Source organism: Bacteroides sp. GM023 (genome assembly GCF_014750685.1).
In the GTDB taxonomy this organism is placed as follows: Bacteria; Bacteroidota; Bacteroidia; order Bacteroidales; family Bacteroidaceae; genus Bacteroides.
The window spans coordinates 58,751-82,098 of the sequence record NZ_JAAXGE010000011.1 but is presented as its reverse complement, the minus strand read 5'-3'; the positions used below and the strand labels follow the sequence as shown (position 1 = coordinate 82,098).

The following is a 23,348-nucleotide window of genomic DNA, read 5'->3' as shown; positions in this document are numbered from 1 at the left end:
TATGGTAACAGAACCAACTAAGCTAATCAATACAATCAAAAAGATGCTATCAAAGGGACTGACAGCGTCTGAAAAGATTGAATTATCCGAAGAGAAGCCTGTAACCCATTTGCTGAACAAACAATGGGAAACCGACTCGTCTACTCATATCAAAGACCAGGTAGACCCTACAGAAATATGGAATAACATCATCTCTACCTGCTGGCCACACGAAAGGAAGATAGCCCGTCGCAGACGTTATCTGAGAATCGGATATTCTGCCGCAGCAGTCTGCCTCGTTCTCCTCATGGGGATGTGGACTGTCGATTACTTCACCAATCCTTATATCACCGTCAACGCTTTATCCGGCAAAGAACTGACCGTAGCCACTTTGCCCGACAACTCCAAAATCTGGTTGAAAAAAGGCTCAAGCATACGCTATAAAAGCAAATTCATCAAGAATCGTAATGTAACACTTACCGGTGAAGCCTCTTTCGATGTCACCAAGTCCTCTCATCCTTTCCGCGTTCATTTCCAGGATGCACAGATAGAGGTAAAAGGAACGGAATTCAATATCAAGTCAGGTAACAAACTGGCTGAAATCACCCTCTATACGGGAAGCATCGTATTCAGTGCCGAAGCACTTCAGAACAGTATTGAAATGAAGCCTTCCGATCAAATCGTCTACAATACGGTTACCCATGAAGTTACAAACAATGAAATAGACCTGGAAGATTACGACTGGCGCTCGGAAGAATATCGCTTTGTGGATAAACCTATGAGCGAACTCATTGATTTAATAAATGAGTCGTATCAGGCAAACATTAAAATACGCGATGCACAATGTGCCCGAAACCTCTTTTCAGGAACGATACGCAAAAGCGAATCCCTGGAAGATGTGTTGGATAAAATATGCATAAGTTTCAATTTAAAAATCAAAGCGGAAAAAGACAGCATCATTTTATACTGATTAGTATCAGAGCTATCTGAATAACATTTTTATTAACCCTTAAATATTTAATGCAATGAAAAAGACATTTTTCAATGCGCTAATGCTATTGTTGTCACTATTAGCATTAGGCAGTTCATGCAGTGACGGAGAAGAAACAGAAGCAATTCCAGTATTGGAAGTCGAAACCCAAACGATGAATTTTGAAGCGAAAGCTTCTTCACAGGAAATTCAAATCACGACAAACATTCCTGATTTGAAAGTACAGGTGCAGGAGGATGCAAAAGACTGGTGTTCAGCCATCATTGATGGTGATAAACTGGTGGTATCCGTACTCGACAACAATAACGAAGGTGTGCGCAGTACTACAGTCATTGTCTACCGTAATGCAAAAAGCAAAAAAATTACAGTCAGCCAACTTGGTAACGGACTGGCGATTTTGGTGGATCCAGAATTATTCAAGTTAGAGACCGGCGATGAAACTGAAATCGAGTTCAAAGTCACGACTAATGTGGAAGGACTGGATGTGACAACTCCTAATTGGGTTTTAGTACCAGTGACAGACCCCAACGACAAAACACGTGCAGCAGTCATGATAGACCATGAATATAAATATACGGTAGAAGGTAATATAACCACAGAAAAACGTAGTGGAACTATTGTAGTCAGCGCTGTCGATCCTGAATTGAATTTAAAAGTTGAGATTCCCATCGAGCAAGCAGGTTTGCCTGAGTACGATCCGAGTGGCAGTGAAGATTTAGCAGAAGACATACAGATCACTCCCGATAGAGGATGGGCAAGTTCTGATAATGGAAGAAAAATAGAGGAAAGCTTTGACGGAAATACGAAAGGTACTCGATGGCATTGTGCTACCAATCAACCATGCCCACATACTATTATTTATTATTTCAACAATCCGGTTGCTTTAGACTATATCAAATACTATTCACGTCAGGATGGTAATGTAAACGGATATTTTGGCGAAACGGAAATTTTATATTCCAATGACCCTAATGCTAATGAAAATAGCGAATATATACATATTACCGATAAAGATTTTGGTGGAGAAGTATGCATTGGAAGTCGCGTTGATTTTCCACAAACAGTGACGGCATGCGCTATCAAATTTATAATCAAAACAGGCAAGGGACAAGCAGTGGGCACCCAACTAGAGAATAACTTAGTAGCTTGTGAAGAAATGGAATTCTATCAAAAAGATACAAATACATTCGATTGGAGAACCTTATTCACAGACGAAACCTGTTCTGAATTAAAACCGGAAGCCCAATCCGAAGAATACATTAAGAATAATTGTCCGTTCGATTTCTACAAAAATATGGCACTTCACATATTAAAAGGAACATACGACTCTGAATTCCGTATACAAAATTACGAAGCTTATCCTCATCCTGATATCCAAGCAGAAACTAATAAGACCAACCCTTATAGCCTGCTTGACAATCCTACAGGAATTGCAGTAGATGACAAAGAATCTTTAATCGTATTTGTAGGAGATATGCATGGTCAAGAAATAAGTTTGAAAGTGCAGGACTTAGATAAAGAAGCTGTTGAAAAAGATGGTTTTGGTGGTGATATATATCCCTTAATTAATGGATACAATAAACTGAAGATTAGCAATAAAGGTTTGATATATATACTGTATCACACTTCTACATTAGCAGAAGCAGAAACTGCCCAACCTATCAAAATTCACTTTGCATCAGGAAAAGTAAACGGTTACTTCGACTCGACCAGACATACGGAAGACGATTGGTATAGATTGGTAAATGCAGCGACAAACAAACATTTTGATGTATTAGGCAGATATGCTCACCTAACATTTGAAACTCAGCATTTCAGAAATACGACTAAAGAGCTTATCGACCTCTATGATGAAATAGTTTATGAAGAAATGAAATTCTTAGGACTGGAAAAATACAATCGTATGTTTAGAAACAGGATGTACTTAAATGTTATGTATAAAGCATATATGTATGCTACCAGTTACCATACAGCATATAACAACACTACAATGGGATCGATAGGCTCAGCTAGCTCCTTAAAATTAAATGTCTGGGGCCCTGCACATGAAATAGGACACTGTAACCAAACACGTCCGGGATTAAAATGGCTGAGTACGACAGAAGTAACCAATAATATCTGTGCAATGCACGTACAAACATTGTTCAGCGAGAAATATGGCTCTGAAATTCGACTCCGTGATGAAAGTCTTGCCAGCAAAGGTTTCACTAATCGTTATGAGAAAGCAATGACCAATACATTCACTACCTCTCAACCACTGGTTACAGAGTCCGATCCGTTCTGTCGTCTTATCCCCTTTTGGCAATTAGAACTTTATATGGATAAGGTATTAGGACAACAAGATTATTATAAAGACCTTTATGAATTGATTCGTACCGAAGACGATATTGCATCCATTGGCGGTAATCAGATTGAATTCGTAAGACGTGCGTCCCAAATAGCCAAATTGGATTTGGCAGAGTTCTTCACGAAATGGGGATTCCTGGCTCCTGTAAATCAATTGGTAGAGGATTACGCAAAAGGCCAGATGGTCATTACTCAAGAAGAAGCCGACGCCATCCGTGCCAAAACAAGCACATATTCCAAACCGGCGCACAACTTAGAGTATATATGTGAGCAAAATGTTGATATTTACAAGAAAGATGCTTCTATCCAAAAAGGAACAGCAACACGCGTAGACAACAAAATTACAATGACAGGCTGGCAAAATGTGGTAGCTTATGAAGTCTACCTGGGAAGCAAGTTAGTATTCGTTTCCCCCATGCAGTCATTCACTATCAGTACAGACTTGGCAACTTTGGACGGAACAACCAAAGTATATGCCATACCCGCTAAAGGAAACAACAAAGTAGAAGTGACATTTTAGATAAAACAATAGTAGGAAAAGTAACATAAACACAAAATTAACAGCCTATTATCGCTTTCCCAAGGGAAGTGGTAATAGGCTTTCTTTATATGTTTACATTAGTGAGCCAAAAAGATAAGGAATAGAATAATATTTTTCTTCAAGTATTTCAGAGCCCGCATTATATGTACTTCGACAGTACGGTCACTAATACCCAAGCGTTCTCCAATCTCACGGTAAGTCATTTTTTCAACCCTGCTGAGTAAAAAGCAATCACGCTGCCTTTCCGGCAAACTCTGAATCAAAGCATCTATAAATCTGCTTAGTTCCAAAGCATACATCTTTTCTTCAGCTTCACAGCAGTCGTTGATGTTATCTTCCGTATAGGCATCTAATACGGAAGACTTATAAAAGTCCTCATTGAAATTCCTTCTTTTCTGATTGAATATAATATTACGGGTAATAATGAAAAGATAACCCTTCAAACTTTCATTTTCTTTCAGGAAAGCACGGGTTTCCCATAATTTCACAAAAACAATCTGAACAATCTCTTTTGCATCTTCTATAGAAGAGATGTAAAGCCTGGCAAAGTTATACACTTTAGTCCAGTACATCTCATACAAAAAAGAGTATGCTTCATGATTATCTTCCTTACCCAACAATATTACTGCTTGCTCTTCGGTCATCATCAATATTTATAAGATGCAGCTAAAGTACGAAAAAAACACAAGAAAAAAAGGATAAGAAGAAAAAAAGATGGAAGTCATGTACGGGACATCGACAAATCAACTGTATTTATAACAGAGGCCTTTAAAAATTGAACAGTTAAGCAAATTCATAATTAAGAAAAACACATGGAAAAAGAAAAGTACCCTTGAAGCAGATACTGAGGAATAACATCTTCAATCTGTTATGATATTAATCTAATCTTGTATTAATCAATTTTTTAAACATGAAAAAAATACAATCCAGTAAATGGTATATGCGAATTACCATTTTATTCTTATTCATCATTCCGTTATCCGTTAGTGCAGCACAAGAGAAAGTGTCTGTAAAAGGAAAATCCATCACTATAAAAGAAGCAATCAACATTATTGAAAAAAATAGTGTATATTCTTTCTTTTTCAAATCGACGGACTTAGACAATAATAGAAAAAAAGATATTAATTGCGCAGGTACCCTTGACGAAGTCCTGTCTGAAGTTTTAAAAGGTAGCAACATTAAATACACAATCAAAGGCAAAGACGTTATCTTATCGGTAAAAGAAGTAAAAAGTACTACACCGCAACAAAGTAAAAAGAATGAAATTATCGGTGTGGTAGTAGATTACCTGACAGGAGATCCTGTCATTGGAGCTACCGTTCAGGTAAAAGGTGCCAGCACCGGAGTAATCTCAGATATTGATGGTAAGTTTAAGGTCAATGCTTCGCCCGAAGATATCTTAGTGATTTCTTATATCGGATATCAAACAATGGAAAGAAAGGTTGGCAAACAAAAACTAATCAATATAGAATTGAAAGAGGACAGCAAAGCTCTGGACGAGGTAGTTGTTACTGCTTTCGGTGTAGGACAGAAAAAAGAGAGTTTGGTAGGTTCCGTGCAACAAATCAAACCTGCCGAACTAAAAGTTCCGTCTTCCAGTTTAAGCAGCAGTTTTGCCGGCCGTTTGGCTGGTGTTATCTCCGTACAGTCCAGTAGTGAACCGGGAGCAGACGGTGCAAATTTCTGGATACGCGGAAAATCAAATCTCAATGGCAATAGTGCTTTAATCGTATTGGATGGCGTAGAAATCAGTTCCAGCGATTTGAACGCATTAGATCCTGAAGTAATCGAAGGCTTTTCTGTTTTAAAAGACGCTACCGCCACAGCACTATATGGTACTCGTGGTGCCAATGGTGTTATGATTGTGACTACCAAACGAGGAGAAGACCTATTAAAACCTATCATCAACATTAGAGTGGAAGGTTCTGCCCGTCAACTAAGCAATGTACCCGAATATGTTGACGGCATAGAATATATGAAACTTTATAACGAGGCCAAGTTGACACGTGGTGACCAACAAGGTCTATATTCTGATGATAAAATCGCAGCAACTGCCAATAGCATTGACCCGCTAAGATATCCTAATGTCAATTGGTATAAAGAAATGTTCAATAAACTGGCTTTTTCTGAACGGGCAAATGTCAATATCCGTGGTGGTAAAAAGTCTGTTCACTATTTCATGAGCGCGGCAGTCAAAAGAGATGGCGGTAATTTGAAGTCATTGAGTAAGGATTATTTCTCCTACAATAACAGCATCTCTGTGATCCGTTATGACTTTGTTAACAATCTCGACATCGACGTCACCAAAACGACGAAAGTATCTATGGGGTTGAATGCCAGCATCCGCAATTGGAATGGCCCGACCCAGAGTGCTAACGACATCTTTAATTTGGCACGTACAGCATCTCCGGTAGACTTCCCCATTGTATTTCCCGCACAAGAAAACGATACGCATCTCCGTTGGGGTGGTATGAGTGGCGGTACCAACAATGGTGGTTATAAAAACCCGATAGCCGAATATGTAAAAGGATACAAATCAAATGACCAAAGCACCTTCCAAGCTAACCTACGGTTGGAACAAGACCTTAGTTTTATAACCAAAGGGTTAAAAATCAAGGCGCTTGCTTCTTTCAAGAATCTTTCGACAACCATAGTAGAACGTAGCTCCGGCTATAATCAATACCAATATGCAAAAGATAGTGATAATCTGGAAATGATCGGTAGTGAGCAAGTAACCAATCTGACTACCAAAGGTGCCGAAAACTCTACTGGTACCCGCAAACTTTACATCCAGGCATATTTGGACTACAATCGTACTTTCGGCAGTCATGATGTCAACGCCATGTTCTTATACAATCAAGACGAAACATCCAACAATAAACCGACCTCTCTACTTGAATCCCTGCCGCAAAGAAAACAAGGTATTGCAGGACGTATCTCATACGGTTATGAGAACAAATATCTGGTCGAAGGAAACTTCGGTTATAACGGTTCTGAGAACTTTGTAAAAGGACACCGTTTCGGATTTTTCCCTTCTATTGCCGTAGGTTACAATATTTCAGAAGAGAAATTCTGGAAACCGCTTTCCAAAGTAATCAGCCGTTTAAAACTAAAAGCTTCATACGGACTTGTAGGTAACGACTATAGTTCAGAGCGTTTTGCATATCTGGAAACAATTTCATTGAATGGCGCACCTAAATACACCTTCGGTACAACCATGAATAAAGGTGCTGCAGGACCGGTATGGACTCGGTACTATAATCCCGATCTGCAATGGGAGGTTGGAAAGAAATTCAATGCAGGATTTGACCTCACCTTATTCAACGATGTGAATATTTCATTGGACGTATTCAAAGAACGTCGTGAAAAGATTTATCTGCAACGCACCAACAGTATCCCGACTTTTATCGGCATAGGTTCTACCAAAATTTATGGCAATGTAGGAGAAGTTGACAATCAAGGATTAGATTTCACAATCGACTATAACAAACAAGTCAATAAAGACCTTTTCGTTTCCGTAAAAGGAACATTTACATATGCTCATAATGAAATTAGAGCCTATGACGATCCTCCTTACCTAAGTAACCCCAACTTGTCAAGGGTAGGACATTCTATTGACCAGGCACTGGTATATGTAGCTGAGGGACTTTTCACACAAGAAGAAATAGATAGTCCGGATATGATTGAGCAGACTCTTGGATATACCCCACGGGCAGGCGATATCAAATACAAAGATGTCAATGGAGATGGAATTATAGATGAAAACGACCGTGTTTATACGGGCAATACAACTAGTCCGGAAATCATTTATGGTTTCGGTAGTTCCATTAAATACAAAAAATGGGATGTATCCTTCCTCTTTCAAGGTGCAGCCAGACGTTCATTATTCATGAATAGTTTCCATCCTTTTGGCACTAACGCCATGAGAGGAGTAATGGATTTTGTAGCCGAAGGACGTTGGACTGAAGAAAACCCGAATCCAAATGCCACTTATCCGCGCCTGAGTGTTATCGATAATCCCAATAATACAGTACCTTCTACTTATTGGATGCGCAATGGTGCTTTCCTGAAACTGAAAAATGCAGAAATCGGTTATACTCACAAATTTTTCCGTGTCTACTTGTCAGGCAGCAATTTATTGACATTCTCGCCATTCAAGTATTGGGATCCGGAAATGGGCGGCGGTTCCGGAATGAGTTACCCTACTGCACGTACATTTAATATCGGTTTCCAATTAACTTTTAAATAATTAGTTGTTATGAAAAGAATTAAAAACATATTTATAGCATTGTCTGTCATATCACTTGCCAGTTGTGATTATCTGGATATCGTTCCAGATGAGCAAACAACTAAATTCAATACATATGAAACACCTGCAGCAGCAAAAAATTATTTAAATGCTTGCTATGGATATATTCCGAATTCACGCGGTTCAGATGCACTTGACAAAACGACAGGTGGAGAAATAGCCGTTGCCGATGAATCAAAAACAGAAGCATTCAAATTTTCCAGAGGATATTATTCACCATCGGCTCCTAGTCTTGCTAAGACACAATGGGAATCATGCTACAATGGTATTCGCACCTGTTGGGAATTCCTGTCAGTCGTAGATAAAACTCCCAATATGACCGAAGAGAACCTGACTCATTATAAAGCCGAAGCCCACCTGTTGATTGCATACTACCACTGGCTGATATTACGTGCGTTCGGTCCTGCAATGATTATGGATCATGTCTATGAAGCGACCACTCCCTATATTGAATATCCCGAACGTTCTACTTATGATAAATGTGTAGAATTCATAGACGAACAAATTGATATAGCGTTAGAAGGCTTAAAGGAAGAACAATTTTTTGAAACTGAAGACTATGGACGTCTCACAAGATATTGTGCTTTGGCTCTCCGTTCACGTATGTATTTATACGCTGCCTCTCCCCTATTCAACGGAAATAGTGAATATTATAGCAACTTCAAAAACAGTAAGGGCGAACACTTAATTTCTCAGGAATATAGTGTTGAAAAATGGAAAAAAGCTGCCGAAGTGACATTAGATGCAATTAATCAAATGGAGAATGTCGGTTTCAGGCTCTATGATAAGAATGATGCCGGAAGTGCTACAGCTGCCAGACCTGGGATGAATAATTTGTATGAACGTGCCGTACGTTGGGCGTTTATAGATAACGAAGGTTCTAATCCGGAAGTTATATGGGGAGATACACGTCAAGAAACAGCCTATATGATTTCCAACCAGTCAACCCCTTATCAACAGACACACCCAAATGGAAACAAAAACTCTTGGAGCCTATTTGCCCCCACCCTAACTACAGTGGAAAGATTCTATACTGCCAATGGACTACCAATCGACCAAGATCCAAATTTTGATTATCCCAATCGTTATGAGACTAGTCTGTTGACAGCTAAAAACTACACTATCGATCCCGATTATTTGGCAGGTTGTCCTACTAAAACCCTTAAAGAGTATGCAGCCGGTGCACCTTTACTTAATGATACAGTACTAAACCTGAATCTTGGACGTGAGCCTCGTTTCTATGCATGGATTGGCTTCCATAATGGCGCTTTTGAAATTAGTCAATTTTATGGAGCAGCTATTACAGGCAACCAAGCCAACCGAATTGTTAAGTTAGACCTTAAATATGGTCAGCAGCAAGGATGGGACGGACGTGCTGCCAATTATTCCATAAGCGGATATTTGAATAAAAAGTGTGTCAGTCCTCTTTATAAGACAGGGCCAGCAGCCGATCATTATCCTTATCCGGTATTCAGAATGGCGGAAATGTATCTGAACTATGCAGAAGCTTTGATAGAAACACAAGACCCGGCCAATTTCGCCACTGCCAAAGAATATATTGACAAGGTTCGCACACGTGCCGGCATACTGGGAGTAGATGCAGCATGGAAAAAATCCAAAGCAGGTGCAGCATATGCAAACACTTACGAAGGATTGCAAGCTATCGTCCGTCAGGAACGCCAGATTGAGTTTTATATGGAAAACCACCGTTTTTGGGATTTACGCCGCTGGAAAAAGGCAGAAAGTTTGGGAGAAGTACCAGAAGGAATGAATATCAGTGGAAAAACAGACGAAACATTTCTCACCGTGAAAAAACTGAATGCAATCCGGAACTTCGCAAGAAAGAATTATCTGATGCCTATCCCTATTGGTGAAGTGAATAAAGTTCCTCAAATTATCCAGAATCCGGAGTATTAATCTGAAGTATTAAAACGTATTTCCATTAATACCCAAGCATATAAAAAACAACTTTATCATCCATATATTTATGTAATAAACATTTTTATGGATGACAAAGTTGTTTTTAATAAAATAGAGTAATACATTTGCATTTCTATTAACCCTTAATAAAACATATAGAATGAAACACCCCCTGTTATTCACAGTTTTATCTTCTACAGTCTGTATCACTACAGTATCAGCAACGAACAAAACGCCGGAAAACACAACACCGACAAAGTCAAAAACTCCTAATGTCGTATTCATCTACGCCGACGACCTCGGCTACGGAGACTTGCAATGCTACGGAGCCAAAAACGTAGAAACTCCGAATGTCAACCGACTGGCAAAATCGGGTATTCTTTTTACCAATGCTCATGCCACTGCCGCAACCAGCACGCCTTCCCGTTATTCCATGCTGACAGGAGAATATGCCTGGCGTAAAAAAGGAACGGATGTAGCTGCCGGAAATGCAGGAATGATTATCCGTCCCGAGCAATACACGATGGCAGATATGTTCAAAAGTACGGGCTACACTACCGCAGCAATCGGTAAATGGCACCTCGGCCTTGGAGATAAGGGCGGAACACAAGACTGGAACGCTATACTGCCTTGCGCACTCGGCGACCTGGGCTTCGACTACCACTACATCATGGCAGCTACAGCCGACCGTGTTCCCTGCGTGTACATCGAGAACGGAAAAGTAGCCAACTATGACCCGAGCGCTCCTATCGAAGTGAGCTATCAAAAGAACTTTGAAGGTGAACCAACCGGAAAGAGTAATCCCGAATTGCTGTATAATCTTAAACCCAGCCACGGACACGATATGTCCATCGTTAACGGAATTTCCCGTATCGGCTTTATGAAAGGTGGCGGCAAGGCACTTTGGAAAGACGAAAATATAGCAGATTCACTGACTACACACGCTATTCAGTTCATCGAAGAAAACAAGGATAAACCTTTCTTCCTCTACTTCGCAACGAATGACGTACACGTTCCCCGCTTCCCTCATGACCGTTTCAGAGGAAAGAACCCGATGGGATTAAGAGGTGACGCTATCGTACAGTTCGACTACTGTGTCGGCGAAATTATGAACACACTTGAAAAACTAGGTTTGAGAGAAAACACACTCATCATCCTTTCAAGCGATAACGGCCCGGTTGTTGATGACGGATATGATGATAAAGCAGAAGAACTCCTCAACGGACACAGCCCTGCCGGACCACTAAGAGGTAATAAATACAGTGCTTTCGAAGGTGGAACCCGTATTCCTGCTATCCTTAGTTGGCCGAAAGAAGTGAAGAAAGGCAAGACTTCCGATTTATTAGTATCCCAAATAGACTGGCTCGCTTCTTTGGCTACCCTGACCGGAGCTACTATGCCTAAAAATACTGCACCGGATAGCTACAACTTCCTCGGAAGCTGGCTGGGCAAAGAAAAGAAAGACCGCCCCTGGGTTATTGAGCAGGCTGCCAACCACACTTTATCCGTCCGCACTAAAGACTGGAAATATATCGAACCTAATAACGGGCCGAAGATGATTCAGTGGGGACCGAAAATTGAAACCGGAAACTCTAAAGAGCCACAACTCTATAAGATGCAAGAAGTAAAAGAGGTGACTAATTATGCAAAGGAAATGCCTGAAAAAGTGACTGAACTTCAAAACATTCTCCAAAGCGTACGCGAAGGAAAAGACCTGATAGGCAAATAATTCCAAACATTCATTTATTCAACCTTTTTAAAACTTACACAACCTAATGGATTACAAATCAATTTCGATCATTGGCGGCACACTGCTTCTATCTGCTTTATCCGCCAATGCACAGAAGAAAAATGCCAAACCGAATATCCTGTTCATCCTCTGTGATGACATGGGATATGGCGATTTGGGATGCTACGGCCAACCATTTATACGCACCCCCCATATAGATGCGATGGCCGGAGAAGGGATACGCTTCACACAAGCGTATGCAGGTAGCCCCGTCAGCGCTCCTTCAAGAGCTTCGTTTATGACAGGGCAACACAGCGGTCACTGCGAAGTACGCGGCAACAAAGAATATTGGAGAAACGCTCCTATCGTCATGTACGGAGAAAACGAGGAACCGTCAATAGTAGGACAGCATCCTTATGACCCGGAGCACATCATCCTGCCGGAAATAATGAAGGATAATGGCTATAACACAGGTATGTTCGGCAAATGGGCAGGCGGCTACGAAGGCTCCTCTTCTACCCCCGACAAACGGGGTGTGGACGAGTACTACGGCTATATCTGCCAGTTCCAGGCTCATCTTTACTACCCCAACTTCCTCAACCGTTACAGCAAAGCGTTAGGCGACACCGGAGTAGTACGTGTGGTAATGGACGAAAACATCAAATATCCGATGTATGGTCCTGAGTATCAGAAACGGTCGCAATATTCCGCCGACATGATTCATCAAAAAGCCATGGAATGGCTGGACCATCAGGACGGCAAACAACCGTTCTTCGGTGTGCTTACTTATACGTTACCTCATGCAGAATTGGTTCAGCCGGAAGATTCCATCTTGAACGAATATAAAGCGAAATTCGATCCGGACAAGATATTCAAAGGCAGCAAAGGTTCACGCTACAATGCTATCACGCATACGCACGCCCAGTTTGCCGGCATGATTACCCGCCTGGACTATTACGTGGGTGAGGTTCTGAAAAAGCTGAAAGAGAAAGGACTGGATGAGAATACATTAGTCATCTTCTCCAGTGACAACGGCCCTCACGAGGAAGGCGGAGCAGATCCTACTTTCTTCGGCAGAGACGGAAAGCTGCGCGGACTGAAACGCCAGTGTCACGAAGGCGGCATACGTATTCCGTTTATCGCCCGTTGGCCGGGACGTGTACCCGCAGGTGAAGTAAACGACCATATCTGTGCTTTCTATGATTTAATGCCTACTTTCTGCGACATAGCCGGCATCAAGAACTATGAGAAGAAATACCGCAACAAGGAAAAAGAAGTGGATTATTTCGATGGTATCTCTTTTGCCCCGACATTGCTAGGCAAGAAGAAACAAAAGCAGCACGACTTCCTGTATTGGGAATTCAATGAAACGAATCAAATAGCTGTGCGCATGGGTGACTGGAAACTAATCGTCAAGAAGGGAAAACCTTCTCTCTACAATCTGAAAACGGATATTCACGAGGACAACGATATAGCACTCCAACATCCTGATATTGTGGAAAAGATGAAAGCTATCATCTTTGAGCAACACACTCCGAATCAACATTTCTCTGTGACGTTGCCTAAATAACAACTGCACTGATAAAGAAATAAGTGATTATTAGATTTCAGGCTCGGATTACACGGATTAAAGCAATTTAAATCCGTATAATCCGAGCCTGAATAATATTACCAATAGGATGTCTTATTATTGATAAACTTCCTATTCTTATAAAGAATATCAATATCTATTCAGCAACAGGCGTCATCCCCATCTTCTTCGCCCGCTCCATCAGAAAAGCATAGGCAGCTTCATATTCATTAGGAATCACTCCGTCCAAGATAGCATCCTTTATCGCACTTTTCAACACACCCACTTCCCGGCAGGGTTGCAATCCGAAGATTTCCATAATCTCCTCCCCGCTCACAGGTGGCTGGAAATTACGTACCCGGTCTTTCTCTTCCAAGTCCTTCAGTTTCTGACGTACCAACTGGAAGTTATTCAGGAAGCGCTGTTTGCGCTCCATATTCTTAGAAGTAATATCCGCTTCGCAAAGCCTCATCAAGTCATCAATATCGTCTCCCGCCTCGAAAAGCAAACGACGTACCGCCGAATCCGTCACCACATCATCCGCTATCACAATAGGACGCATATGCAGGCTAACCAACTTCTGCACATACTTCATCTTCTCATTCATCGGCAACTTCATCTTCCGAAAGATAGAAGGAATCATTTTCTCGCCTATGAAATTATGATTGTGGAACGTCCATCCCGCTTTCGGTTCCCAGCGTTTCGTCGCCGGTTTGGCAATATCGTGCAGCAATGCTGCCCAACGCAACCAAAGATTATCAGTCTTCTTGCTGATATTATCCAACACTTCCAGCGTATGATAAAAATTATCCTTATGAGAACGTCCGTTCCGTGTCTCCACTCCTTGCAAAGCAGCAAATTCAGGGAAAATCAACGGCAACAACCCGCTACGGTCCAAGTCGATGAATCCTTTGGATGGAATCGGTGAAAGAATAATCTTATTCAGTTCGTCCGCAATACGCTCACGGGATATAATTTCAATCCGCTCCTTATTGCGGCAAAGAGAGTCGAAAGTATCATCATCAATATAAAAGTTCAACTGCGTGGCAAAACGGATACAACGCATCATGCGCAACGGGTCATCACTAAAAGTAATATCCGGGTCGAGAGGAGTACGAATCGTCTTCTCCTTCATATCTTCCAACCCGCCGAACGGGTCTACCAATTCACCGAAACGTGCCTTGTTGAGACAAACTGCAAGGGCATTGATTGTAAAATCCCGACGGTTCTGGTCATCTTCCAGCGTGCCGTCCTCTACAATCGGTTTGCGCGAATCCCGTTGGTAGGACTCCTTGCGGGCACCGACAAATTCGACTTCCGTACCTCTATATTTTACTTGTGCCGTTCCGAAATTCTTGAAAACAGAAACGTGCGCACCCCGTCCCAATCGCCGTCCGAGTGCTTCCGCCATTGCAATTCCACTGCCTACAACTACTACATCTATATCTTTAGAGGGACGTTGCAGAAAAATATCACGAACATAACCGCCCACCACGTAACACTCCAAACCAAGTGCGTCGGCTGTTTCGGCTATCTGTCCGAAGATAGGTTCGCTAAATTGCTGCTTCAATTCCTCTTGAGTCAACTCTATCATTCTTTTTAGTTATAAGTTTTGAGGGGGCAAAATTACAAAAATAAGGGATATATTTGTACTTTTGTCGCTAATAAGTGAAAATAGAACCTCTCCCCGACCCTCTCCCAAAGAGAGTGGGTAGAGAAACGACTCAAAAACGATTGATTAACAAAGCTAACTCACACGCTCCCTCTTTTTGGGAGAGGGCTGGGAAAAGGCTTAAAATAGAATTTGTGATGAAAAAACTGATTATCCTCTTTTGCGGTACGCTGGCACTGGCTGCCTGCGGAAACGGCCTGGAAAAAAAAGCCAATGAGAAACTGATGGTTGCCAAGGCTGCCTACGAACGTGGCGACTACGAAGAAGCCAAGTTGCAAATCGACAGCATCAAAATCCTGTATCCCAAAGCCTTCGAAGCCCGCAAAGCGGGACAAGCACTGATGCTCGACGTCGAAACAAAGGCACAGCAGAAAACGCTTGCTTACCTCGACAGCGCCTTTCAGGCAAAAACCGATGAATTCAACGCCATCAAAGATAAATTTATCCTCGAGAAAGATGCCGAATACCAGCAGGTAGGCAACTACCTTTGGCCTACCCAGACCGTAGAAAAGAACATGCACCGCTCCTTCCTCCGCTTCCAGGTAGACGAGCAAGGCAACATGAGCATGACTTCCATCTATTGCGGCGCAGGCAATATCCATCATGTAGGAGTGAAAGTGATTGCCCCCGACGGCAGCTTTGCCGAAACTCCGGCTTCTAAAGACAGCTACGAAACGACCGACCTGAACGAGAAGATAGAAAAAGCGGACTATAAACTGGGAGAAGACGGCAACGTTATCGGATTTATCAACCTCAACAAGGACAAGAATCTCCGTGTAGAATATCTCGGCGACCGTACCTACAAAACAACCATGAGCCCGACCGACCGCCAGGCTGCCGCAGGAGTCTACGAACTGGCACAGATTCTTTCTGCCATGCAACAGATAAAGAAAGAACAGGAAGAAGCCAACCTGAAAATCGGATTTATCAATAAGAAGAAAGAACGGAAAGCACAGGAAGAAGCGACCGATAAATAAAGGAAGCATCTCCGGTCAAAGATAAGAATAGATAAAAAAAGACGGGAACAGTTGTTATTTTTCATATCAAACAACTGCTCCCGTCAACTATATTCTAACGTTCCCCATTCCCCGCTTCGGAGAAACGGCGTTTCCTCGCAAAGAGAAACGGCATAACCTGCCTTCATAAAACGGCGTAGTCCCGCCACCAAAAACGGCGTTTCCTGCGCGAGCTTATTTCACCCTTCTATTCAACTGATTATTAGCCTTTTCCTGTTTCGACTTTCCCACCCGTTTACCGGAATTAGTCTTTTTTCCTGCTCCGGGCTTTGCCTTTCCGGCAAAAGGATTGTTATTTTTTTTGATTGGCATACCTTATTTCTTATTCTCCTTCATAATACCCGCCCAAGAACCAGCGAGCCACAAAATCCCAGTTCTCATGCAGCAACGCCTTTCCATTCTCGAACGGGAATTGCGCTTCCGGCAACAGATCATGTTCCATTCCATACTTCAGCAAGTCAAACGGACACAAGCCCTCTTCGCAGAACAGCTCGTATGCTTCCTCTTCGGCCGACTCAGCATTGTAAAGCGGATTATTCTCCACGGCAAAATACGCGGCAACATCAGGACCTATCAACAACCCCTTCGGGTTACCATAAACGACAAAATTACCAAAGTCCGCCAAATCCGGCAACAGGGCATCTTCCTCATCTTCCCACTTCAAAGAATGTACAAAGAAGAATTTCAGAGCATCATATGAATCAAAGAACATGAGCGGTTCCCCTTTGCTGGCTTCAAAGAAACGTTCCACATTCGTCGGCATCTTCTCTCCCGGCAAAGCCACAGGCAGCGGTTCGCGCTTCTTCTGCATCAGTTCCGTTTCCATCATCCACCCCGGAGCGAGATGCTCGCTGATAGGAGCCGATTCGAAAGCAGCATCCAAGCGTTCGTAAAGAACATCCGCAAAATCCAGCAAATCCCTGTCCAACGGATTCTCCACCCAGTCAAAATCTTCACCGACCGGCGAATTGATAGCCCACAAAAGGAAAGCGATGTCCTCACGATTGATTTCGTCCGGCAGGTAACTATCCGTCAACGAATAGAACGGCAGATAACGTCCATAATTCTCCTTATGCCAATGAATGAACTGGCGCCAGTTTCCCGCATCCGCCACACAATCTTCCAGGTACAAGGCACACGTCAGAGCTACCCGTCGCTGGTCTTCCGCCCGGTCTTCGCCCCCTTCGTATAAGGAAGACTTCACCACCAACGGCAATAATTCATTAGCCAAATTGAGATACCATTCATCCGTATCCACCACCTTCGCACGACCATGAATTTCAGTCCACGGACGCATATAAATCTTCTGTTGCTTCATCACCTTACTGTTTACAATCGTTTCAAAGCCAGTTTAATCACCTTTTCTACCGGAGCATCCGGCTCTTCCTTCAATATAGCCATCACCACCTTCTGTGAAGGCGCAGCGGCAAAACCGAGCATCGTCAATGCGGCCACAGCCTCTTCCATCACTTCCGCGTTGGCAGCTTGCAGCAACGTGCCACCCGCACCGGCAACACCTCCGGCAGCAGACATACCCATCGTCTTGATTTTATCCTTCAAGTCGACAATCACACGCTGCGCAGTCTTCAGCCCGATGCCTTTCACCGTTTTCAGCATATTCGCGTTCTCGGTACTGATTACATTCACCAGTTCGGCAGGCGAAAGAGCAGAGAGAATCATACGCGCCGTATTCCCGCCAATGCCCGAAACAGAAATCAGCAGCAGGAAAATCTCCCGCTCCTGCTTCTCGGCAAAGCCATAAAGCACATACGCGTCCTCACGAATCGCCTCATAAATATACAACTTACAGGTTTTCTTTCCCTGAATAGCCGAATAAGTATTCAAGGATATATTGGCGGCATACCCCACCCCGTTACAGTCAATCACTGCGGTTGCCGGACTAAGTTCGGCAAGCTCGCCTCTAACATACTCTATCATAATGCCTACAAAGATAAAACTTTCCCGCCACAGATTCTCCTGTTTTTTACAGATTATTCTTTTCAGCAGCCCGACAGTTAAAATCTGAGGGCATCAACCGGCGTATTTCATGCAAACTGTAGCGAATCTAAAAAAAAATAAAAATAATGCCGCCCGTAAACAATCCTTCCTTATATTTTGTTTACTTTTGTGGCAGAAATAAAGAAAAATGTTCATATAAAACCAAGAAAAGAATGAAAAAAGTAAGAGCCGCCATCGTTGGCTATGGCAACATTGGACACTATGTACTTGAAGCGCTGCAGGCAGCGCCTGATTTCGAAATAGCCGGAGTCGTTCGTCGTGCAGGAGCAGAGAACAAGCCGGAAGAGTTGGCAAACTATGCAGTAGTAAAGGACATTAAAGAGCTGGAAGGCGTAGACGTGGCAATTCTTTGCACGCCGACCCGCAGCGTTGAGAAATATGCAAAAGAATACCTGGCTATGGGCATCAATACCGTAGACAGCTTCGATATTCACACCGGCATCGTTGACTTGCGCCGCACACTGGATGCAGCCGCCAAAGAGCACAAAGCCGTATCCATCATCTCCGCAGGCTGGGATCCGGGAAGTGACTCCATCGTGCGCACCATGCTCGAAGCGATTGCCCCGAAAGGCATCACCTACACCAACTTCGGCCCGGGTATGAGTATGGGACACACCGTAGCCGTGAAGGCTATCGACGGAGTGAAAGCCGCTCTTTCCATGACCATCCCTACGGGCACAGGTATCCACCGCCGCATGGTGTATATCGAACTGAAAGACGGATACAAATTTGAAGAAGTAGCCGCAGCCATCAAGGCAGACCCGTATTTCGTGAACGACGAGACACACGTGAAACTCGTTCCAAGCGTAGACGCGCTGCTCGACATGGGACACGGTGTAAATCTGACTCGCAAAGGTGTATCGGGAAAAACTCAGAATCAGTTGTTCGAATTTAATATGCGTATCAACAACCCCGCACTGACCGCACAAGTACTGGTATGCGTGGCACGCGCTTCCATGAGACAACAACCGGGATGCTACACAATGGTGGAAGTTCCGGTAATCGACCTCCTTCCGGGCGACCGCGAAGAGTGGATCGGACACTTAGTATAATATTTTATCCATCCGATAAATAAAAAAATAGAGAAAGGTGTACCGCCTTTCTCTATTTTTTTTATCTTTGTGAGAATACTACCAAAAACACAATATAATGGGAAAACTATTCATTCTATGCGCATTTCTGTTTCATCTCCTGTCGTCCGCCTATGCGCAACAAAATGCGACACCCCCGATAGCCCCCAACCTGAAATACGGAAAACCTTCCAAAGAAGAACTGTCTCTCGCCACATACGCCCCCGACACTACCGCCACAGCCATTTATCTCTTTCACCAGGGACAAAGTGACTTCACTTACCACGACGGCTTCCAGCTAGTCACCGAGCACTGGGTGCGCATCAAAATACTGAAACCGCAGGGAGTATCCTATGCCGACGTCAGTGTCCCCTACTACTCCCCCACCGACAAGGATGAGGGAAAGGAAAGAGCCAGCGAAATAGAAGGCTGTTCCTACAACATGGAAAACGGGAAATGCGTCAAGACATCCATGAAACGGGAATCCGTCTCCATCGAGCGGATAGACAACCGCTACAAAATGCTGAAATTCTCCCTGCCCGCCGTCAAAGAGGGCACCGTCATCGAATATCACTACAAGCTCTTCTCCGACTACTTCTCCCACATCGACAACTGGATGATGCAGGAAGAACTGCCCGTGCTCTACAACCAATATAAAATCACCATCCCCAACGTATTCATCTACAACATCGAACTCCGCGGGAAGGACTACATAGAAACCAAACAAAGGCAATCCGCCATCCAAGCCACCCAACGCCAAAACCCCGGCATAGCAAGCGTGAACAGGGACTTCAGCATCACGGCACAGGAAACGATCTTCACCTCACGCAATCTTCCCGCCATCCGTCAGGACGAATCCTATTGCTGGTGTCCCGAGGATTACAAGGTACAAATCAGCTTCGACCTGCAAGGCACTCAATTTCCCGGCAGCGAATACAAGCCATACAGTCAGAAGTGGGAAGACGTAGACCGTCAACTGCTCAAACCGGAACACGAGCAGTTCGGTGCTCTCCTTTCCTTCACCAACCCCTTTCGTGAAGAGACTAAACAAGCCTACAGGAGCGAAATGAATTTTGAAGAAAAAATCATCGCCGCTTTCCATGTACTAAAAAAGAAAATGACCTGGAACGGGAGATACCATATTTACAGCAAAGAACTCAATAAAACCATCAAGAAAGGAAGCGGCACCAACGCCGACCTCAACTTTGTCTTCATCAGCATCCTGAAGGACTTCGGGCTGAACGCCTGTCCGGTGGTTCTAAGCCGCCGTTCATCGGGAATACTGCCGCAAAACTTCCCTTCCCTGCAAAAGCTGAACACATTTGTCGTAGCCATTTACGATGTCGTCAAACAGGAATATGTCTTCCTTGACAGTTCTATGGACGTCCCCGCCATCAACGTTCTTCCACTCGACTTGTGCGTCAACGAAGCACGTATACTCTCCCCCCAGGTAGAAGAAGCCAAGAAATGGGTGAACCTGATGGCTCTCTCGGACAACAAGGGTTTCATGAAGATTGAAGCCCGTGTAGAAGGAAATCTCATAAAAGGTCATCGCACCACAGTGCTGCACGGACAGGAAGCCGTAGAGTATCAGAAAAAAGAACACAGCAAACAGGACAGCATCCCTTCGGACGCAACAAACACCGACATCGGCTCGAAAGACAAGCTCACCGTCAGCAACCTGAAAGTGAAGGATAATGAAAACAATCCGGCACTGGTGGAAGAAGAATTAGACTTCATCCTACAGGCCGACCATACGGACGACCACCTTTATATCAACCCGATGCTTTTCCCGCAGATAAAGACCAACCCGTTCATCCAGGCAGAGCGTGTGCTCCCCATCGAGCTACCGTATCCGTATAAGTTTACGATGTTATGCACGCTGACGCTCCCCGAAGGGTACGAAGTGGAAGAACTTCCCCAACAACAATCCATCCGTGCGGAAGGTGACGGGATGCAGTGCAGATATATGATTCAAAAAAAAGAAAACACTATCACGCTCAATTACATTTTCACGCTCAAGAGCTTTATATTCCTATCGGAACATTACAGCCAACTGCAAGAAATGTGGAGCAAAGTTATCGAGAAAAACAACGCCTTGATTGTACTCAAGAAAATATAAATTCATCATAAACTCTTAAATCTCAATCAGCATGAGAACTATACAGACACTTTTCTTTCTATTGTTGGCGTGGCAAGGCTTCGCCCAGCAAACGGTCACAGACGTCATCACCCCCAGTATGAAATACGGCAAACCTTCCGAAGAAGAACTGAAGATGGACACCTACACGCCGGACACCGCAGCAACGGCAGTCGTGCTATACTCCAAGACCACAGCCCGCTACGACCTGATACACAATGATTTCCGGCTCGTGTACACCTACGAGACAAAAATAAAGGTACTGAAATCCGAAGGCACATCCTATGCGGACATTATTATACCTTATTATTCTAATGAGAAGAGCAGCAGCATAAAAGAAAATATCACGCAGCTCGACGCTTCCGCCTACAACCTGGAAAACGGAAAGATAGTACGCACCAAAATGAAACGCGACCTCGTCTTTGAAGAAAGGTTCAACAAGTCGTATATGCAGATAAAATTCTCGATACCTGCTGTCCATGAAGGGACGGTATTCGAATATAAATATCAGCTCAGCTCCGACTTGTATTACAGAATCAACCACTGGGAAGCTCAAAGAAGTATCCCTGTGCTCCACACGCAATATGACATTACCATTCCCGAATACTTCCAGTTCAATCTTGACATGAGAGGTTCAAACTTCCTCAATCCGAAAGACCAGTCGGAAAGCATCTCCTACACGATTCAGTATCAGGGCGGACAGACAGAACAACTCATCTGCACGGGACGCCATTTGAGCTTTGTCGGCAAGCAGTTGCCCGCTCTCCGTCCGGACAAATACACCTGGTGTGCGGACGACTACCTGAGTGGTGTCGGTTTCGAGCTTCGTGGAATCAGCTTCCCGGGTTCACTCTACAAGTCGTTTACAAATACTTGGGAAAGCATCGACAAGATGCTACTGGAAGACGAGGACTTCGGCTCGCTGCTCAAGATGCGTAATCCCTACCGGGACGAGATGGCATCATTATCCCTTGACAAACTGACGGACAGGCAGGATAAGATTGCCGCCATCTATACCTTCCTCAAAAAGAAAATTTCATGGAATGGGCAATACGGACTTTACGGCAATGAGGTGAGAAAGGCTGTCAAGAACGGGACAGGAAGCAATGCGGAGATTAACTTCGTGTTGATGAGTATGCTTCGCGACGCGCAGATTCCTTGTTATCCGGCGGTAATGAGCCGCAAGAATCTGGGAATCCTTCCTCTCTCGCATCCTTCCATTCAGAAGCTCAATACGTTTGTAGTCGGCATAGCGGATACGGACAGTACTTTCGTATTCCTCGACGGTTCCGTCACCGACGGGTTCATGAACACGCTGCCACCGGTATTGATGGTAGACCGTGCCCGCCTTCTTAGCAAGGCAGACGGTGGCAACTGGATAGACCTCAGCAATCTCGGTAAGAACCAAATCCGTTCGGCCGTCAATGCGCAGATTCATGCCGACGGTAGGATAACGGGTACCCGCCAAACGGGATATACCGGTCAGCACGCCGCCAACTTCCGCAAGAATTACCACGCTGCAAAGGACAGCGCGGAGTTTATCACCAAACTGGAAACGGAAGAGAATATCAAAGTGAAGAAGTTCTCGACAACGGGAGTGGATGCTTTCTCGCCCACTGTCCGGGAGAATCTCGAATTTGAGAAACAGGCAAACGTGAACGATGAGCTTATTTATATCAACCCAATGGTTTTTATGCACGTCAGCAAGTGCCCGTTCACGCAGGCCGAACGCCAACTGCCGCTGGAAATGCCGTATGCCGAGCAAGTCATATTGGTGACCAACCTTACCATTCCCGAAGGATACGCAGTCGATGAACTGCCCAAGCCTATGAACGCGTATACGGAAGACAAACAAGGGTTCTGCCGCTACCTCGTACATCAGAACGGTAACCAACTCGTCTTCACTTATTCCTTCAGTTCCAACAAGTTGATTTATCTCATCAATGAATACAAGGGTGTGAAAGCCTTTTGGGAATTGATTGCCGAAAAGAATAACGAGATATTGGTACTCAAAAAAATATAACCGGCTTTTTATATAAAAATACC

The 23,348-nt window shown here is 43.7% G+C and carries 15 protein-coding genes; 10 read left to right on the top strand and 5 right to left on the bottom strand.

The annotated features are described in order from the left end of the window. Position 1 precedes the first annotated feature (1 nt). Positions 2–949 (top strand): FecR family protein, encoded by a 948-nt coding sequence (locus HC965_RS21445; RefSeq protein WP_191033380.1) that lies wholly within the window; start codon positions 2–4, stop codon positions 947–949. A gap of 55 nt (positions 950–1,004) precedes the next feature. Beyond that, positions 1,005–3,836, top strand: a complete 2,832-nt coding sequence (locus tag HC965_RS21440) for a M60 family metallopeptidase (RefSeq protein WP_191033379.1) — start codon at positions 1,005–1,007, stop codon at positions 3,834–3,836. Positions 3,837–3,934: 98 nt separating this feature from the next. On the opposite strand, the gene HC965_RS21435 is transcribed toward HC965_RS21440, so the two are convergent. Then, positions 3,935–4,504: an RNA polymerase sigma-70 factor gene (locus HC965_RS21435; protein ID WP_366936473.1), complete on the bottom strand. Its 570-nt coding sequence runs from the start codon at positions 4,502–4,504 to the stop codon at positions 3,935–3,937. 263 nt (positions 4,505–4,767) lie between these two features. Here HC965_RS21435 and HC965_RS21430 point away from each other — a divergent pair, with 263 nt between their 5' ends. From HC965_RS21430 to HC965_RS21415, 4 genes are all read left to right on the top strand, one after another. Next, the gene (locus HC965_RS21430) at positions 4,768–8,106 is read left to right on the top strand and encodes a TonB-dependent receptor (protein WP_191033378.1); all 3,339 of its coding nucleotides are present in this window, start codon (positions 4,768–4,770) and stop codon (positions 8,104–8,106) included. 9 nt (positions 8,107–8,115) lie between these two features. Then, a complete protein-coding gene (locus HC965_RS21425; protein WP_191033377.1) occupies positions 8,116–10,083 on the top strand; it encodes a RagB/SusD family nutrient uptake outer membrane protein in 1,968 nt (655 codons plus the stop codon). A gap of 163 nt (positions 10,084–10,246) precedes the next feature. Next, positions 10,247–11,815, top strand: coding sequence for an arylsulfatase (locus HC965_RS21420; protein WP_191033376.1), 1,569 nt, complete (start codon positions 10,247–10,249; stop codon positions 11,813–11,815). Positions 11,816–11,861: 46 nt separating this feature from the next. After that, on the top strand, positions 11,862–13,385 hold the full coding sequence (locus tag HC965_RS21415; RefSeq protein ID WP_191033375.1) for an arylsulfatase: 1,524 nt from the start codon (positions 11,862–11,864) through the stop codon (positions 13,383–13,385). Between the two features lie 157 nt (positions 13,386–13,542). On the opposite strand, the gene HC965_RS21410 is transcribed toward HC965_RS21415, so the two are convergent. Beyond that, positions 13,543–14,979 carry a CCA tRNA nucleotidyltransferase gene (locus tag HC965_RS21410; protein WP_191033374.1) on the bottom strand — a complete coding sequence of 479 codons (1,437 nt, stop codon included), beginning with the start codon at positions 14,977–14,979 and terminating at the stop codon, positions 13,543–13,545. Positions 14,980–15,194: 215 nt separating this feature from the next. On the opposite strand from HC965_RS21410, the gene HC965_RS21405 reads away from it, so the two are divergent. After that, positions 15,195–16,034, top strand: a complete 840-nt coding sequence (locus HC965_RS21405) for a hypothetical protein (protein ID WP_191033373.1) — start codon at positions 15,195–15,197, stop codon at positions 16,032–16,034. A 213-nt stretch (positions 16,035–16,247) separates the two neighbouring features. Here HC965_RS21405 and HC965_RS21400 read toward each other — a convergent pair whose 3' ends face one another. The 3 genes from HC965_RS21400 to ruvA are packed head-to-tail and all read right to left on the bottom strand — an operon-like array spanning position 16,248 to position 18,011. Continuing rightward, positions 16,248–16,385 (bottom strand): hypothetical protein, encoded by a 138-nt coding sequence (locus HC965_RS21400; protein WP_191033372.1) that lies wholly within the window; start codon positions 16,383–16,385, stop codon positions 16,248–16,250. A gap of 10 nt (positions 16,386–16,395) precedes the next feature. Then, complete coding sequence (locus tag HC965_RS21395; RefSeq protein WP_191033371.1) at positions 16,396–17,391, bottom strand: DUF3843 family protein; 996 nt, start codon at positions 17,389–17,391, stop codon at positions 16,396–16,398. 11 nt (positions 17,392–17,402) lie between these two features. After that, entirely contained in the window at positions 17,403–18,011 is a 609-nt protein-coding gene (ruvA, locus tag HC965_RS21390; protein ID WP_191033370.1) for a Holliday junction branch migration protein RuvA, read from the bottom strand. Between the two features lie 233 nt (positions 18,012–18,244). On the opposite strand from ruvA, the gene HC965_RS21385 reads away from it, so the two are divergent. The 3 genes from HC965_RS21385 (at position 18,245) to HC965_RS21375 (ending at position 23,325) form a co-directional block, all read left to right on the top strand. After that, positions 18,245–19,144 carry a diaminopimelate dehydrogenase gene (locus HC965_RS21385; protein WP_073344842.1) on the top strand — a complete coding sequence of 300 codons (900 nt, stop codon included), beginning with the start codon at positions 18,245–18,247 and terminating at the stop codon, positions 19,142–19,144. Positions 19,145–19,241: 97 nt separating this feature from the next. Then, complete coding sequence (locus HC965_RS21380) at positions 19,242–21,284, top strand: DUF3857 domain-containing protein (RefSeq protein WP_191033369.1); 2,043 nt, start codon at positions 19,242–19,244, stop codon at positions 21,282–21,284. Between the two features lie 31 nt (positions 21,285–21,315). Continuing rightward, the gene (locus HC965_RS21375) at positions 21,316–23,325 is read left to right on the top strand and encodes a DUF3857 domain-containing protein (protein ID WP_191033368.1); all 2,010 of its coding nucleotides are present in this window, start codon (positions 21,316–21,318) and stop codon (positions 23,323–23,325) included. Positions 23,326–23,348 lie beyond the last annotated feature (23 nt).

Excerpts from the sequence above, each read along its gene's own strand:
- HC965_RS21380 (WP_191033369.1), top strand. The coding sequence starts at position 19,242 with ATGGGAAAACTATTCATTCTATGCGCATTTCTGTTTCATCTCCTGTCG.
- HC965_RS21430 (WP_191033378.1), top strand. The coding sequence starts at position 4,768 with ATGAAAAAAATACAATCCAGTAAATGGTATATGCGAATTACCATTTTA.
- HC965_RS21375 (WP_191033368.1), top strand. The coding sequence starts at position 21,316 with ATGAGAACTATACAGACACTTTTCTTTCTATTGTTGGCGTGGCAAGGC.
- HC965_RS21420 (WP_191033376.1), top strand. The coding sequence starts at position 10,247 with ATGAAACACCCCCTGTTATTCACAGTTTTATCTTCTACAGTCTGTATC.
- HC965_RS21415 (WP_191033375.1), top strand. The coding sequence starts at position 11,862 with ATGGATTACAAATCAATTTCGATCATTGGCGGCACACTGCTTCTATCT.
- HC965_RS21410 (WP_191033374.1), bottom strand. The coding sequence starts at position 14,979 with ATGATAGAGTTGACTCAAGAGGAATTGAAGCAGCAATTTAGCGAACCT.
- HC965_RS21425 (WP_191033377.1), top strand. The coding sequence starts at position 8,116 with ATGAAAAGAATTAAAAACATATTTATAGCATTGTCTGTCATATCACTT.
- HC965_RS21405 (WP_191033373.1), top strand. The coding sequence starts at position 15,195 with ATGAAAAAACTGATTATCCTCTTTTGCGGTACGCTGGCACTGGCTGCC.
- HC965_RS21440 (WP_191033379.1), top strand. The coding sequence starts at position 1,005 with ATGAAAAAGACATTTTTCAATGCGCTAATGCTATTGTTGTCACTATTA.
- ruvA (WP_191033370.1), bottom strand. The coding sequence starts at position 18,011 with ATGATAGAGTATGTTAGAGGCGAGCTTGCCGAACTTAGTCCGGCAACC.
- HC965_RS21395 (WP_191033371.1), bottom strand. The coding sequence starts at position 17,391 with ATGAAGCAACAGAAGATTTATATGCGTCCGTGGACTGAAATTCATGGT.
- HC965_RS21445 (WP_191033380.1), top strand. The coding sequence starts at position 2 with ATGGTAACAGAACCAACTAAGCTAATCAATACAATCAAAAAGATGCTA.
- HC965_RS21435 (WP_366936473.1), bottom strand. The coding sequence starts at position 4,504 with ATGATGACCGAAGAGCAAGCAGTAATATTGTTGGGTAAGGAAGATAAT.
- HC965_RS21400 (WP_191033372.1), bottom strand. The coding sequence starts at position 16,385 with ATGCCAATCAAAAAAAATAACAATCCTTTTGCCGGAAAGGCAAAGCCC.
- HC965_RS21385 (WP_073344842.1), top strand. The coding sequence starts at position 18,245 with ATGAAAAAAGTAAGAGCCGCCATCGTTGGCTATGGCAACATTGGACAC.